The organism is Telmatospirillum siberiense (genome assembly GCF_002845745.1).
Taxonomy (GTDB): Bacteria; Pseudomonadota; Alphaproteobacteria; order Rhodospirillales; family Magnetospirillaceae; genus Telmatospirillum; species Telmatospirillum siberiense.
On the sequence record NZ_PIUM01000001.1, the window covers coordinates 69,276 to 83,745 of the forward strand.

Here is a 14,470-nt window from a genome sequence, read left to right on the forward strand (position 1 = left end):
CTCGGGCGACACCTCGACGACGAGGCGCCTTTGGCCGTTGTGATCTGCCCTCACCAAAGTTGGCCCCCTTGCCGCCAATTTAAGCGGCCCATGGACGGGTCCCCGATTTCCGTCGTCACCCATTCGATGCAAAGACCTGCGACCGGGTAAGGGTTTTATATCCATAGTCCCTAAATGAGGATGTTGGCGGAGCCAAATTGTGACTACTGCTTTCAAAGTAGCTCGCTTGGGCCGGCATCGTAAACTTATCACATATACCATATGTGAAGGGATTAATAAGAAAATGACATCTTTATCATTCTCTAAAATTCGCTCTCTTCAATTAAAGATCTCCCTAATTTCTGGGCTTTTTTTGGTGGGAGCCATCACGGCCCTTATCGGCTATGGCCTTTATTCCGCATGGAGCACTCAGGCCTTCGTCAGCGCCGAAACCACCCGGACCGCCGACGATATGACCAAGAAGGCGCTGCTGAACAATGCCGGAGCCGAAGCGCGCGCGATCAAGGCGGAACTCGATCTCGGTTTCGATGCGGCGCGGACCATGGCTCACGCCTTTACCGTGCTGGCTGACGACAAGAATGGAGGCATCCCGGCTGGCGACCGCCGCACCCAGTTCAACGCCGTGCTGCGCAACGTTCTGGAACGCAATCCCGGCTTTAACGGCACTTATTCAGCCTGGGAGCCGGATGGCTTGGATGGCAACGACGCGGCGTTCAAGAATCGTCATGAGGTGGGATCGGATGGCACCGGTCGGTTCCTTCCCTACTGGACACGCGACGCCAAGGGAACAATCGCCATCCAGCCTCTGGTCGAATATGACAGCGCGGAGAAGCACCCGAACGGGCTGGTCAAGGGGGCCTGGTACATCAACCCCCACAATAGCGGAAAGGAAAACATCCTCGGCCCGCTGCCTTACATCGTGCAAGGCAAGTCGGTCTTCCTGGCCACCATGTCCGTGCCCGTCATCATCGGCGGCAAGTTTCATGGCCTGGTTGGCGCCGACTATAATCTGGACTTCGTGCAGAAGCTGGCCGAGCGGGTCAATGCCGAGATTCTCGATGGAAAGAACAAAGGCAAGGGCAAAGTGGCCATCATCAGCGATACCGGGTTGATCGTCGCCGATAGCGCGGATTCGAGTGTCATCGGCAAGCCCGCGGTCAACGCCGATCAGCGCTGGAGCGACAGTCTCTCTATCGTCCAGTCCGGCAAGTCCGTGATCCTGGATGATCCAAAATCGGCCTTCATCGACACCTACGCGCCGATCAATATCGGCTTGACCACCACGCCCTGGGCGGTGGTGCTTTCGGTGCCGAGAGACGTGGTTCTGGCTCCGACATATGAACTCGGGGCTTCGTTGAGCGCTCGATCGACATCGAACATCCTGTGGCAGATTGGTGTCGGCTTGACCATCGCCGTGCTGGCGATCTTCGTCACGGCGAAAGCCGCCAAAGGCATCGCCACGCCGATTCGCCAATGCGCGGATTTTGCCAACGGGATCGCCAACGAGGACTTCAATCAATCGCTTGAAACGGAACAGGCCGACGAAGTCGGAATCCTGGCCGGTGCCTTGCGCAAGATGCAGGGCGATTTGAAGCGCAACATCGCACAGCGCGCCGAAGATCAGGCCAAGGCGGAGGCGGAGCGGCGGAGCACGATGCAAAAGCTGGCGGATAGCTTTGAATCCTCGGTCGGCGGCGTGGTAACGAATGTCACTTCGGCGGCAACGCAAATGCAATCGACGGCTCAATCCATGTCGGCCAATGCCGAGCAGACGAACCATCAGGCGAGCACTGTCGCCGCCGCCGCCGAAGAGACCACGGCCAGCGTACAGACCGTGGCATCCGCCGCGGAGGAACTGTCGTCGTCCATTCGCGAGATCGCGCGTCAGGTCGAACAGTCCAGTCTCACGTCGCGGAATGCTTCCGAAGAGGCCAGTCGCACCAACCAAAAGGTCCAGGGTTTGGCGGCGAGTTCCGCCAAGATTGGCGAAGTCGTCAAGCTGATCAACGACATTGCCAGCCAGACCAATCTGTTGGCCCTGAACGCCACCATCGAGGCGGCGCGCGCCGGCGATGCGGGCAAGGGGTTCGCCGTCGTGGCGGGCGAGGTCAAGAATTTGGCCAATCAGACCGCCAAGGCGACCGAAGAGATCGGGGTCCAGATCGGCGCCGTGCAGATCGCTACCGAGGATGTGGTGACGGCGATCGCCGGCATCGTCGGGCGGATCGAGGAGATCAATCAGATCGCATCGACCATCGCGTCGGCGGTCGAGGAGCAATCTGCGGCCACCGCCGAAATCGCCAGAAACGTCCAGCAGGCGTCGACCGGAACCCAGGAAGTCTCGACCAATATCGGCGGGGTTACCCAGGCATCGTCGGAAACCGGACAGGCGGCCGGACAGGTATTGTCTTCGGCCCAGTCCCTATCAAAGGAGGCGACGGAACTCCGTGACGTGGTCGCCAAGTTCCTGCAAAGCGTACGCGCCGCGTGATCGGAGCTTGCCGTAGTGGCCTGCATTTGAAATATCGCGAACCGTCATTCATTGCGAATTTCAAATGCGGGCTGCTACGGCTCTCCGGCCACAGTCGGCTTTCCCTTCGGGATCTGCTCGCTTACCCTCAATTTCCAGCCAAGGTCCGGATCAGCGCCTTTATATCTTCGGAAGCGGGCTTGAGCGGATTGGTCGCGAGGCAGGTGTCCGCCAGGGCGGATTGAATCAACTCCTCTTCACCACGGGCGTATTCGGCCATATCGATTCCGAGGGCCTTCAGCGTCGCCGGGATGGAGAGCCTGGCATTCAGACGGCTGACGGCCCGGGCGAGATTCTTCGCGCCGCCCTTCACCGTCGGGCTTTCGATTCCGAGACGGCGGCCGATCGCCGAATAGCGTTTGGCCGTGACAAGGCAAGAGGCGCTGGACGCGACCGAGGAATTGTAAATACCGGCATTGAACTCGATGACATGGGGCAGCAGCATGGCGTTGATTCTGCCGTGCGAGATATGAAATCTGCCGCCGATGGCGTGCGCCAGGGCATGGGCCAGCCCCAGTCCGGCGGCATTGAAGGCGATGCCGGCCATGCAGGAGGCGTGATGCATGGCCTCGCGGGCCCGGAGGTCGTTGCCGTCGGCATAGGCCAGCGGCAGGCTGCTAAAGGCGAGATCGAGCGCCTTCTCGACGAAGGCGTCGGTGAAGTCGGAGGCCTTCGTCGACACATAGGCCTCCAGCCCATGGGTGATCGCGTCCATGCCGGTATCGGCCGTGATGTGCGGCGGCACGCTTTTGACCAGCTCCGGGTCCAGAAGGGCGATATCGGGCAGGATGTCATCCGAGCACAGGGGATATTTGCGTCCCTGCTCGGGATCGGAGACGACGGTATAATTGGTCACCTCGGAACCGGTTCCGCTGGTCGTCGGCACGGCGATCAGGATGATCCGCTTCGATCCGTCGATTTCCCGCAAGCTCGCCCGGATCGCCTTGGCCGTGTCCATCGACGATCCGCCGCCGAGGGCGATGATGACGTCCGGCGCGAACTCCGCCAGGCAGGCGGTACCCTTCATGATCACCCCGAGAGGCGTTTCCGGCGCCACATCGGCGAACACCGTCACCACGCAATCGGGCAACCGGGCGCGGATCCGCTCCAGCGCGCCCGAAGAAACCATGACGGCGTCCGTGATGATGCCTATTCGCTGACCGCGAAAATCCTCCAGGCGATCGAGCAGGCCCGGCCCGTATACGATGTCCGTCTTCAAGGAAAAGTGGAGGGTGTGGGTCATTTCTGAAATTCTCACCGAACATGCATGCGTGCGGATCCGCCATGACGAAGCCTGGTCGGACGAAAAGCCGCAACCGCAGCCCTCGCCTCGGCGCAAGAGCCGTGCCAGCGCGCCGTGAGGGAAGGCGACGGTTGTGGCGTCAGGATTCAAAAGGCATTCCGCGAAATATGCGGCGGGACGAGCCGCCGTGCGCTGTCGAAGCATCGACGCTCATTGACGCGATGTCGTCGCTGGGTCGACGGATCTATCGAGGCTTGCCATCACCCGGGTGAGAGCTATTCCACCCTGATCGGCACCCGGAGAACGAGAGTGGAGGCGGTGGGCCTTCCGTCCTGCATGGCAGGAAAGAACCGCCAATGGCGAAAGGCGTCGAGCAGGATCTGGTTGAGCCGGGGGTCCGGGGTGGCCTCCTCCAGGTCTGCCGTGGCGTTGCCGTCGGCGGCGATGGTGAAACGCACCACCGCTTCCACGGCCAGCAGATGGCGGCGCAGTTCGGGAGGAATGACCGGAGTTGGCTGGGCGATGGCCCGGGCGGCGCTGGTTCCTCCTGGTAACCCATCATTTCGTGGGGGCGGTGCGACCGTCGGGGCCGCTTTTTCCGCCGTCTCCGTCTCCGTCGTTTGCGAAGGCGGGGGGGCGGCGCCCTCCGGGGCATGCGCCGGCGGATGTGGCCTCGGTTCCTTCGGCTTCGCGACGGGAGGAGCCTGCCGGCGTGGTTCGGGCGATGGGGAAGGCACCGGTGGTTCCGAAGATGGCGGAGGATCCGCCCGACGCGGTGCCGGAGGTGTCGGCGCCGTCTCCACCAGGCCCGCCTCGACGGTCATCGGGCGGGGAACCGGGGAGGGAGCCATCGGATGGACGAGGGCAGCGTAACCGGCGGCGATCGCCAGGACGACCACTGTCGTCGTGCCGAGCGTCACCACGCCCGCCCGCCGCCATCGTTCGGTCCATGGGGTCATTTTCGGCGAACGGCAAACAGGAATTTTTCCACGCCGGCGGCGCGGCCGGCGAGCATCGCCTGAACCACGACGCCGTTGGGAGCATCCGTATCGGCATTGACGATGACCGTTCCGGCGTCGTCGGTCAGGCGGGGGCGAAGGACCTCGCCCAGCCCCTCCAGCGTCGTCGGCTCCTCATTGACCATCAGATGTCCCTCCCGGGTGACGGTCAGGGTCAGCGGATTGGCGACTTGCAGGGACTGCGCATTGCCCTGGGGCAGGTTCACCGGCAGCGAATGCAGGTTCTGCATGGCCAGCGAGGCCAGCATGAAGGTCGCCAGCAGGAAAAACATCACGTCGATCATCGGGATGATTTCGATGCGGCCCCGCCGCCTGGCGCGCGAAGGCTTGAGCTTCATGCCGCCTCTCCCCGGTCGAGGCGGATGCGGTCGATCAGCCGGGTCCCCAAACGTTCCATTTCATCGAGAACGATGGCGCGCCGGTGGCTGAAGAAGTTGTAGGCGGCCAGGGCCATGAGGGCGATGACAATGCCGATGGCGGTGGCGATCAGCGCTTCCGCCACGCCTCCGGTGACGGCGCCGGGATCGACGGCGCCGGTGCCGCCAAACAGCCGGAAAGCGCCGATCATGCCGGAAATGGTGCCCAATAGTCCCAGCAGCGGCGCCGCCGTCACCACCGTTTCAAGAATCCACAGACCCTGGTCGAGGCGGCGTTCGGTCAGTGCCGCCTGATCGGCGGCACGGGTTTCAATCCACCAGACGGGGCGGGCGGCATTATCGACGATCACCTCGAAAAAGCGGACATAGTCGTTGCCGGACGGGGTGTCCGACAAAAGGCGGTGAACGCCATCCCAGGCGAAATAGGGATCGGCGAGTTGTTTGGCCAAGGCCGAAGGCAGCCGGGCGTGGCGGAGGAAGACGTAGATGCGATCGACGATGCAGGCGACGCCGAGCAAGCCGACCGCCAGCAGCGGATATATGAAGACGCCGCCGGCCCGCAGGCCGGCCAGCGCCGAGAGAACGGAGGTTTCCATGATCAGAACTTCCGGCTCAGGCCCGCGTAATAGCCGCGGCGTTCCCCGAATTGCGGAGCGCCGACGCCGATGCCGGTGCCGCTGCGCAGTTCATAGGCGGTGTCGAACAGATTGACGACGGCCAGACGGACGTCGATCCCGGAGTCGTCGAAGATCCCGAGATGCTGAGTGACGCCGAGATTGAGCGTGGCGTACCAGGGAAGGTGACCGGTATTGGCGAAGTCCTTGCGCAACCCGCTGCCGAAAATGCTGTCCATGCTGGCCCGCGTGTCCTTGAGGACCTGGTAGGACAGGCCGCCCGAGGCGGTGTAGAGCTGATCATGATCCAGATGGACCCAGTGGTTGGAGATATAGGCCAGCTCCGCCGGATCGTCGAAGCTGACCTGGCTGGAAATGATGTCCTTGCCGACGGCGCGCGAGGCGGCGAAGTTCAGATAGCCGGTCACCTTTTCGCCGGTGTAGGAGAGTGTCGCCTCCGTTCCGTAGATTCGGCCCTGGGCGTAGTTGAAGGGCGTGTAAACCAGCGCCGCGCCGAACTGGCCCTCGTCGAGCAGATTGCGGACCCGTTTGTAATAGCCGTCCAGTCCGAGCTGAATCCGGTCGGTGAGCTTGTGGGTCACGCCCACGTCGAAGTTATGCGAGCGCTCGGACTTGACCGGGTCGTTCTGGGTCAGTGTCGGCGCGCCGGTGGTGTTGGCGAATTTGTCGACCGACGTCGAGGCGACCAGTTCCAGCGGCGGCGGCGTGAAATAGCGGGCATAACCGGCGTGGAGCGTCGTCGCCCGGGTCAGCTGATAGACGAAGCCCAGTCGCGGGCTCAACTGGGTCTCGTTGACATAGGCGTTGACCGCGTCGAACCGGGCGCCGTAGTTCATCGTCAGCCTGTCCGTCAGCGTCCATTCGTCTTGCAGATAGACGCCGTAGAGCATGCCGTTCTTCGCCTGGTCGTCGACGATGGTTTCCGGCGAGGTCAGCGCATTGCCGGAATTATCCAGGGGGAAGACGCTGGAGCTGTTGTTGGCCACCGCGCGTTCATGCTGGATCTCGACGCCGGATCGCAGGGTGTGCTGGTCGTTCACCCGATAGCTGCCGTCGCCCTGCATGCCGGTGGCGAAATTGGTCCGCAGCACGTCCGAGGCGATGCCGTTGTATTCCAGATCGCCGATGGTATCGGGCTTGAAACGCAATTTCGAATAACGGTAGTAGGGGGCCAATTGATAGCCCCAGTCGTCCATGGTGCCCTGCAGGGCGACGGTGCCGTAATGATTTTCCTCGCGCTGGCTTTCCTTGAGCCGCGACGACGGCAGATCGGCCGCTCCGTTCAGGGAGAAGGAGGAACTCTGGCCGGGATTGTTGGGCAGTTCGAACTGTCCGACCGAACTGCCGAGGATGACGTTGAGCCGGTTGGTCGGGTTCAGCAGATAGGAGAAATAGCCGAATCCCTTGCCTTGATCCGTATGGTCGTGCAGGGGATGAAGGGCCGATGTCGGCGGCTCGATTCCTTCATTGTTGGTCAGATAGCTGCCGGTGACGAAATAGTTGAGGGTACCTTCGCTGCCGCCATATTGGAGCGACGGCTGCATGGTGCTGTGGCTGCCGCCGTAGAAATCGGCGAGACCTCCCTGCTCGAAGGCGCCGCTCTTCGTCTGGATGTCGACGACGCCGGCCGTCCGATAGCCGTATTGAGCCGGCAGGGCGCCGGTCAGCAGTTGCGCCCGGTCGACGATGCGGCTGTCCAGGACCTGCCCGAACCCGCTGATGCCCTCGGGCAGCAGAATGCCGTTGATGCGGTATTGCAGATTGGCGTGCTCGCCGCGGACATGGACCTGGCCATAGGAGTCCCGGGCGACGCCGGGAGCCTGTTCCAGAACCTGGTTGAAGGAGGTGTTGGCGCCCTGGGGCAGGTCGGCGATGGCCTGGCTGTCGATGGTATAGGCGCTGGTGCCGGTCTGCGGCGACAGGTTGTTGCGCGCTTCGTCCAGTTGTTTGGCGACGACGGCCATGTTCAATGCCGCATGGGCCCGCAGCACCAGTTGGGTATTCGCCAGGCCGGCGGCGTTGGCCGAAACGACGGCCGTGGCCGTGTCATAATCGTCCTTGGTGGCGACGACGGCATAGGTGCCGGTTGACACGCCGGGGAAGGAGAAATGCCCATTCTGGTCGACGGTGGTTTGGGCGACGGCTTTGCCGTCGCCGCCTTCCAGCACGAGGGTGACACCGGCCAGCGGCCGCCCCAGGGCGTCGCGGACATCGCCCTGGATGGCGGCCTGCTGGGCGGAAGCCGGATGGGCGAAGGCCATGAGCAATGCCAGGGCGGTTCCGGTTTGGTAGCGTTTCATATCATCATCCCCACAAAATGAAATGTAATAACGTAACAATTTGTTTTCGAGGCAAGCCCTCGCTGGCCGTCCGGGAGGCATCATGGACGATGTTTCCGCTCCGGCCGTCGTTTCCACCGCTTCCGGATGGAGAAGAAAATGCCGCCGGACCGTTGTCCGGAACGCTATTTAAAAGCGACATCGGGACCCGGAACGGTCATGCCCCGTATCTATGAGTCAGCCTGCGAGCGGCAATTCCGACACAACCCCCGAACCTCCAGAAGACTGTGTTCGATTGCGAATCCGGCCGCGTCGGCGTCTTTCGCCAGGGAACCGTCTATGTCCGGATCCGGAACGCCGACAGCGGAGCCACAAGCGTTGCAAATGAACAGGAGGGAGGTGTCGGCCGTTTGGAGAATGGCGACATAGGCATTCAAACATTCGATACGTTTGACGACGCCGCTGCGCGTCAGGTAATCGAGAGTCCGGTAGACGGTGGGCGGGAAAACTCGTTTTCCCATGTGGCCGGACAGTTGCTCCAGGATCTCATAGGCCCGGATCGGTCTCCTGTGGCGTGTGACGATTTCAAGAATGCCCGACCTCAGGGGCGTCAGCCGCAATGGCCGGTCTGGTGCCCGTGAAACCGAAGCTTTTGTGAACAGGCGGGCTGCCGGCGTCATGAAATCAGAACCATCAAATTCGTTCGTTGGGATAAATATGCAATGTTATAACATAACAAGTCAACCCCACTTTGTGGCGTTCGCCGTCGGGACTTTCCAGGCCGAAAAGCCTTATACCAAGTCTCGATAAGGATGATTCATCGAGACTTGGTCTGGCCCATTGAGGGCTCGGTGATCGGTTGCGATCACCAAGAACTTGGTATTAACCGTTCTTGTTCTAGAAGATCGGTTGGGCCACGAGGCTGGACTCGGCCGCGCAGTCTCGTGGACGCGCTGCCTTGGCGTCGGCGCGCAAAGCGGCGAGTTCTTCCTTTGCCGCCGTGAGGTCCGCCTGAAACTCCGGGGATGCGTGAACGGCGGCAAGGGCCGCGGCCGCCGTCAGGCGGCCGGCTTCGACGGCACTCGCATTATGCACGCCACAGACGATCCGGCTTTCCCCAAAGGCCCGACCCCGGGCGAGAATGGCGCTTGCCTGATCGGGAAGCAGTTCGGCAAGCAATTCAGCCCAGGTCCAGCCTCGTGTCGTATGACCGGACGGATAGTCGTAACTGTCGCCAAGCTCCGCCGCCGGTTGGCAGATTTCTCCCTCGTCGATCCGATAGGGGCGGAGCCGCTTGAAATAATCCTTGGCGACGCCTGCGCTGCGCGCCGTGTCGACGCCGGCCCTTTCCGCCACTTGGACCAGATGCGGCACGGTTTCAGGAGTGAGCGCAACCCCCGCGGCACAACTGAAGTCGCGAAGCATGTCGGACGTGGATAGTTTCACATCGTTGGTCGCCAGTGCCCATCGGGGCGAACCGGCAAAGCTGCGCGTCGTCTTGAAAATTGCGCGATCGGCCTCGTAGCGGGCGTCCCCTTTGGCCGGGGCGGGCGGCAGAATCTTGACGATATCCACGCCGTCCGGCGAAAGATAACCCTGAAGATCGCTTTTGGCGGAGACCGTCATCGGGCTTGCGGTGAGCAGGATTACCAGAAATGGCCGGACAAGAGATTCAAGACGTTTCATGGAAACCTCATCTTGGACTGATTGTCCTGCACCGCCGGATCGGTGCGACGGCGCGGGGACGGTGCGGAGAACGAGCGTCGAAACGGGAAGTGGGAGTCGGATGGTAAGTGGGGCAAAAGGCCGGGCACGCAGGTGCGGAAAAACCCGAAATCGTCATGCCCGGCCTTTTGCCCCACTTACGCCGAATGGCTATAGAGCCTTTATTTCCCGCCACTTTTTCAAGAAATTTTGAGGAAACTTTTCCATCGTTCCCCGGTTCGGCCGCCATGCGGGCCGAACCGGGGCGATCGTCGTGGGGGCCCTTATTTCCCCAGCATGCCGGCCTTCAGAGTCTCGATATTATAGGTGAAGGCCTTGACGTAGGTGGAAGCCGGCTGGTCCGCCTTGGACAGGGCTTCCGGATACAGTTCGCCACCGATCTTGGCGCCGCCTTCGCGCGCCACCTGGGTCACCAGGCGAGGATCCGTCTGGTTCTCGATGAACACCGTCTTGACCTTTTCGGCGCGAATCTGGCGGATCAGGGCAGCCACCTGGGCCGCCGTCGGTTCGGCTTCACTCGACACGCCCTGAGGGGCCAGGAAGGAGATGCCGTAAGCGGCGCCCAGATAGGAGAACGCATCGTGGCTGGTAATCACCTTCCGTCTGGCCTTGGGCACCGCGTCGATTTCCTTCCGGGCCCAGGCGTCGAGGTCGCGCAGTTGGGCGATGTAGCGATCACCGCTGGCCTTGATGTCGGCGGCATCCTCGGGGTCGGCGTCGATCAGGGCCTTTTCGATGTTGGCGGCATAGATCGCCCCATTGGCGGCACTGTTCCAGGCATGGGGGTCGGTAATGGTCTTGCCCTTGGTGGGGCCGTCATCCTCATCGACCATGGTGCGCGCGGCGATACCGTCTGAGGCGACAATGATCTTGCCCTTGGTGCCTGACGAGGAGATCAGCCGGTCGATCCAGCCTTCCAGGCCCAGCCCGCTGACGAAGACCAGATCCGCATGGGCCAGGGCGTCGGCGTCCGAAGGCGTCGGTTCATAGACATGAGGGTCGCCGTTGGGGCCGACCAGGCTTTTGACATGCACATGCGCGCCGCCGACCTGCTGGACCATATCGGCCAGCACGGTGAAGCTGGCCACCGCGGTCAGTTCCTTTGCCGAGGCCGAGCCGGCCAGGAAAAAGGCGAATATACCGGCGGCTACAGCGATTTTCCGCATCATTGCGAACTCCGTTCATTGTTTGTCGTGGCGATGGGTGATTTGGGGAAAGGTCAGGCTTGCAGATGTCGTCTCGGCAGCAATGCGCCGATCAGCCCTCCATTGCTGCCGAAGACGAAGGAAAAGACATAAATGGCCCCGGCGAACAGGACGATGGCCGGCCCCGAGGGCAGGTTGTGGCGGAAGGAAATCACCAGTCCGGCGTACCCGGACAGGAAGGCCAGGGCGATGGAAAGCAGGCCGAGGCTCCACACCTCGCGGGCCCAGAACCGGCTGGCGGCGGCCGGCAGCATCATCAAGCCGACGGCCATCAGCGTGCCGAGGGCCTGGAAGCCGGCGACCAGATTGAGCACCACGATGACCAGGAACGCCATGTGATAGACGCTGCCTCTGCCGTGAACCGAGCGCAGGAAACCCGGATCGAAGCATTCGACCACCAGGGGCCGGTAGATGAGGCTGAAGAGAAGGGTGCTTACCGACGCAATGCCGGCGACAAGGAGGAGCGACAGGTCGTCCACCGCCAGAATGGTTCCGAACAGCACATGCATGAGATCGACGTTGCTGCCGCGCATCGAGACGATGAGGACGCCGGCGGCCAGCGACATCAGATAGAAGGCGGCGAAACTGGCGTCTTCGCGCTGTCTGGTCAGGCGGGTGACGATTCCCGAAAGCAAGGCGACGCAGAGGCCGGCGACGAAGCCTCCCAGGCTCATGGCTGGCAGGGACAGGCCGGCGATCAGAAAGCCGGCGGCGGCGCCCGGCATAATGGCGTGAGACAAGGCGTCCCCCACCAGACTCATGCGCCGCAGGACCAGGAAGACACCCACGGGGCCGCTGCCCAAAGCCAGGGCGAGACAGGCGATCAGCGCCCGGCGCATGAATTCGAAATGCGTGAAGGGATCGAGGAAAATGTCCGCCATCATGACGCGCTCCTTCGGCAAGGCGGCGCGCGGTCGTCCCCGGCCTCGCACATGTTTTGGGCGGCCAGCAGGTTTTCCGCGGTCAGAACCTCGGCTGTGGCGCCCCATCCGATGGTTTCCCGGGCCAGCAGCAGGGTCTGCGGAAAATTCCGGCGGACCTGCACGAAGTCATGCAGGACGGCGATGATGGTGCGCCGTTCCTCGTGCCAGTGATTGACCAGGGCCAGCAGATCGGCGGTGGTGCGGGCGTCGATGGCGGTAAAGGGTTCGTCGAGCAGGATCACCCGGCAGTCCTGCAACAGCAGCCGGGCGAACAACATGCGTTGCCGCTGGCCGGCGCTGAGGGCGGCGATCTGGCGTTTCCCGAATCCCTCCAGGCCGACCGCCCGCAACGCTTCCTCGGCCTGCTGCCGCATGGCCCGCGTCGCTCCGCCGAAGGGTCCGGTCCATTTCCAGGCGCCAAGCAGAACGACATCGAGGACCGACAGGGGAAATTCCCGGTCGATGTCGGCCTGCTGCGGCAGATAGGCGATATCCCCGCATGTCGCGCCGTCGAGGGTGATCGCGCCGGTCAGGGGCGGCAGCAGGCCCATGATTCCTTTCAGCAAGGTGCTTTTTCCGGCACCGTTGGGTCCGATGACGGCGGTCATGCTGCCGTCCTCGAAATGGCCGTCGATATGGTGAACCGCCGGATGGCGGTCGTAACCGAGAGTGACGTCGGTCAGGCGGATGGCGTTCATTGCGGGTTTCCCCACCAGCCCAGCGCCCAGCCGACCGCGGACCACAGGCCGCAAATCGCAATCACCGCGTAGAGGCCGCGATAAGCCGCGTTCCAAGCCAAAGGCGAGGCGGGGCCGTCTGATATTCGGCCGTCGGCAGGCTTCGATGTGACGAGCTTGGGGGTGAGGCCTAGGGGGCGCATCTGATCTCCGGGATTTCCAAAAGAAGGCGTTCGTGCCGAGGGTACGGTTCATAAATGAAATGTTATAACGTTGCATTTATGAACCGGTTTGGTCCTCTCCGCAAGACCGATGAGCTGTCCGGGAATCCGGGTTAAGGTGATTTCCCCAATTCCGGCCATCAGATGAATGTTGATATTTTGGTAACAAAAGAGCGGTTCGGGCGACGGTGAATATAATTTCTCTTCTTATGAAAATGGGGTAGGTAGAGTTTTTCTCCCCCTCCGGATATTGCCTGAGATAGTTACTCTTCAGAGTGCCAGCCGGGATCGAGATGAGCATCGGCGTAACCAAAAGCTGGCAAACGATACCGGTGCGCCATGGTGATTTTTCTGTTGTGAAGTGATATGAAATGAGCCGCTTCTGGAGTCCGCTTGTCCACACGTTGAAGCCGTATGTCGCTGGCGAGCAGCCCGTCCTCGACGACCTCGTGAAGCTGAATACCAACGAGAATCCCTATGGTCCGTCGGACCGCGTCATCGCGGCGATCCGGGCTCAAGCCACGGACGGTCTCCGGCTCTATCCGGATCCGACGTCATCCCGATTGCGGGCGACGATCGCCGCCCGCAATGGCGTGGAGGCGAACCAGGTGTTCGTCGGCAACGGTTCCGACGAGGTTCTTGCCCATACGTTCCAGGCCCTGCTGAAGCATGATCAGGTGCTTCTTTTCCCCGATATCACTTACAGCTTCTATCCGGTTTATTGCGGCCTTTACGGGATCGAATATCGGGAGGTGCCTCTTACCGCAGAGATGCGGATCGATATCACCGACTACAGGCAACCCTGCGGGGCGATCATCTTTCCCAATCCGAATGCCCCGACCGGATGCCCCTTGACTCGCCAATCCATTGCGGAACTGGCGCATGATCACCCCGATCAGGTGGTGGTGATCGATGAGGCCTATGTGGACTTCGGGGCCGAGAGCGCGATCCCCCTGGTCGCCAATTTTCCCAATCTGCTGGTCATCCAGACGTTTTCCAAGTCGCGATCTCTCGCCGGGCTGCGTGTCGGCTTCGCCATCGGACAACGGCCCCTTATCGAGGCCCTGGAACGCGTCAAGGACAGCTTCAACTCCTATCCTTTAGACCGGCTTGCCCAGGCCGGGGCGATCGCGGCCTATGAAGATGACGATTGGTTTGAGGAAACGCGGCGCCGCGTCATCGGAAGCCGAGACCGTCTGACCCTGTCTTTGCGGAACCTCGGCTTCGAGATATTGCCGTCGGCGGCCAATTTTCTGTTCGTTCGCCATCCCGTCCATGGCGGCGCCGTTCTGGCTGGGGGACTGCGCGAGCGGTCCGTTATCGTGCGGCATTTTCCGAAAGAGCGGATCAAGGACTATTTGCGGATCAGCATCGGGACCGACGCTCAATGCGATCGGCTGGTTGACGCGCTACGGGCATTGCTTTCCTAGAGCCTGTCGTCAGTTACCGGGATACGGTGCTGGTGCCCCAAAAACCGTCATGGCCGTGCTCGACACGGCCATCCACGTGGAGGGAGCGAACGACGGAGACTTGTTCGGGGGCGTGGATGCCCGGCTCAAAGCCGGGCATGACGTCTTTTGATTGAATCGTGAAACAAAAATACCGGAAAAGTGGTAACTGACGACAGGCTCCAGAT

General features: G+C 61.9%; 12 protein-coding genes. 2 read left to right on the plus strand and 10 right to left on the minus strand.

From position 1 onward, the window contains the following. Positions 1-355 precede the first annotated feature (355 nt). Positions 356-2,491: a methyl-accepting chemotaxis protein gene (locus CWS72_RS00370; RefSeq protein ID WP_338056131.1), complete on the plus strand. Its 2,136-nt coding sequence runs from the start codon at positions 356-358 to the stop codon at positions 2,489-2,491. Positions 2,492-2,618: 127 nt separating this feature from the next. On the opposite strand, the gene CWS72_RS00375 is transcribed toward CWS72_RS00370, so the two are convergent. The 10 genes from CWS72_RS00375 to CWS72_RS00420 all read right to left on the minus strand — a co-directional run bounded on the left by CWS72_RS00375 (position 2,619) and on the right by CWS72_RS00420 (position 12,634). Continuing rightward, positions 2,619-3,773, minus strand: a complete 1,155-nt coding sequence (locus CWS72_RS00375; protein ID WP_101248574.1) for a 1-propanol dehydrogenase PduQ — start codon at positions 3,771-3,773, stop codon at positions 2,619-2,621. 275 nt (positions 3,774-4,048) lie between these two features. Beyond that, a complete protein-coding gene (locus CWS72_RS00380) occupies positions 4,049-4,732 on the minus strand; it encodes an energy transducer TonB (RefSeq protein WP_101248575.1) in 684 nt (227 codons plus the stop codon). Continuing rightward, positions 4,729-5,130: an ExbD/TolR family protein gene (locus CWS72_RS00385; RefSeq protein WP_101248576.1), complete on the minus strand. Its 402-nt coding sequence runs from the start codon at positions 5,128-5,130 to the stop codon at positions 4,729-4,731. Before CWS72_RS00385 ends, CWS72_RS00380 begins: the two co-directional genes overlap by 4 nt. Further along, complete coding sequence (locus CWS72_RS00390) at positions 5,127-5,765, minus strand: MotA/TolQ/ExbB proton channel family protein (RefSeq protein ID WP_101248577.1); 639 nt, start codon at positions 5,763-5,765, stop codon at positions 5,127-5,129. Before CWS72_RS00390 ends, CWS72_RS00385 begins: the two co-directional genes overlap by 4 nt. Positions 5,766-5,767: 2 nt before the next feature. Continuing rightward, positions 5,768-8,104, minus strand: coding sequence for a TonB-dependent receptor (locus CWS72_RS00395; RefSeq protein WP_101248578.1), 2,337 nt, complete (start codon positions 8,102-8,104; stop codon positions 5,768-5,770). A 209-nt stretch (positions 8,105-8,313) separates the two neighbouring features. After that, a complete protein-coding gene (locus tag CWS72_RS00400; protein ID WP_101248579.1) occupies positions 8,314-8,763 on the minus strand; it encodes a Fur family transcriptional regulator in 450 nt (149 codons plus the stop codon). A gap of 217 nt (positions 8,764-8,980) precedes the next feature. Beyond that, positions 8,981-9,769, minus strand: coding sequence for an acid phosphatase (locus CWS72_RS00405; RefSeq protein ID WP_199175486.1), 789 nt, complete (start codon positions 9,767-9,769; stop codon positions 8,981-8,983). Positions 9,770-10,071: 302 nt separating this feature from the next. Further along, a complete protein-coding gene (locus CWS72_RS00410) occupies positions 10,072-10,977 on the minus strand; it encodes a metal ABC transporter substrate-binding protein (protein WP_199175487.1) in 906 nt (301 codons plus the stop codon). A gap of 50 nt (positions 10,978-11,027) precedes the next feature. Continuing rightward, positions 11,028-11,897, minus strand: coding sequence for a metal ABC transporter permease (locus CWS72_RS00415; RefSeq protein WP_101248581.1), 870 nt, complete (start codon positions 11,895-11,897; stop codon positions 11,028-11,030). Beyond that, on the minus strand, positions 11,894-12,634 hold the full coding sequence (locus CWS72_RS00420) for a metal ABC transporter ATP-binding protein (protein WP_101248582.1): 741 nt from the start codon (positions 12,632-12,634) through the stop codon (positions 11,894-11,896). Before CWS72_RS00420 ends, CWS72_RS00415 begins: the two co-directional genes overlap by 4 nt. 571 nt (positions 12,635-13,205) lie before the next feature. On the opposite strand from CWS72_RS00420, the gene hisC reads away from it, so the two are divergent. Then, complete coding sequence (gene hisC / locus CWS72_RS00425) at positions 13,206-14,264, plus strand: histidinol-phosphate transaminase (RefSeq protein WP_101248583.1); 1,059 nt, start codon at positions 13,206-13,208, stop codon at positions 14,262-14,264. Positions 14,265-14,470: the final 206 nt, after the last annotated feature.

Bases quoted from the DNA above. Each gene is read 5' to 3' on its own strand.
- CWS72_RS00385 (WP_101248576.1), bottom strand. From the start codon at position 5,130: ATGAAGCTCAAGCCTTCGCGCGCCAGGCGGCGGGGCCGCATCGAAATC.
- CWS72_RS00375 (WP_101248574.1), bottom strand. From the start codon at position 3,773: ATGACCCACACCCTCCACTTTTCCTTGAAGACGGACATCGTATACGGG.
- CWS72_RS00415 (WP_101248581.1), bottom strand. From the start codon at position 11,897: ATGATGGCGGACATTTTCCTCGATCCCTTCACGCATTTCGAATTCATG.
- CWS72_RS00390 (WP_101248577.1), bottom strand. From the start codon at position 5,765: ATGGAAACCTCCGTTCTCTCGGCGCTGGCCGGCCTGCGGGCCGGCGGC.
- CWS72_RS00410 (WP_199175487.1), bottom strand. From the start codon at position 10,977: ATGATGCGGAAAATCGCTGTAGCCGCCGGTATATTCGCCTTTTTCCTG.
- CWS72_RS00400 (WP_101248579.1), bottom strand. From the start codon at position 8,763: ATGACGCCGGCAGCCCGCCTGTTCACAAAAGCTTCGGTTTCACGGGCA.
- CWS72_RS00395 (WP_101248578.1), bottom strand. From the start codon at position 8,104: ATGAAACGCTACCAAACCGGAACCGCCCTGGCATTGCTCATGGCCTTC.
- CWS72_RS00405 (WP_199175486.1), bottom strand. From the start codon at position 9,769: ATGAAACGTCTTGAATCTCTTGTCCGGCCATTTCTGGTAATCCTGCTC.
- CWS72_RS00380 (WP_101248575.1), bottom strand. From the start codon at position 4,732: ATGACCCCATGGACCGAACGATGGCGGCGGGCGGGCGTGGTGACGCTC.
- hisC (WP_101248583.1), top strand. From the start codon at position 13,206: ATGAGCCGCTTCTGGAGTCCGCTTGTCCACACGTTGAAGCCGTATGTC.
- CWS72_RS00420 (WP_101248582.1), bottom strand. From the start codon at position 12,634: ATGAACGCCATCCGCCTGACCGACGTCACTCTCGGTTACGACCGCCAT.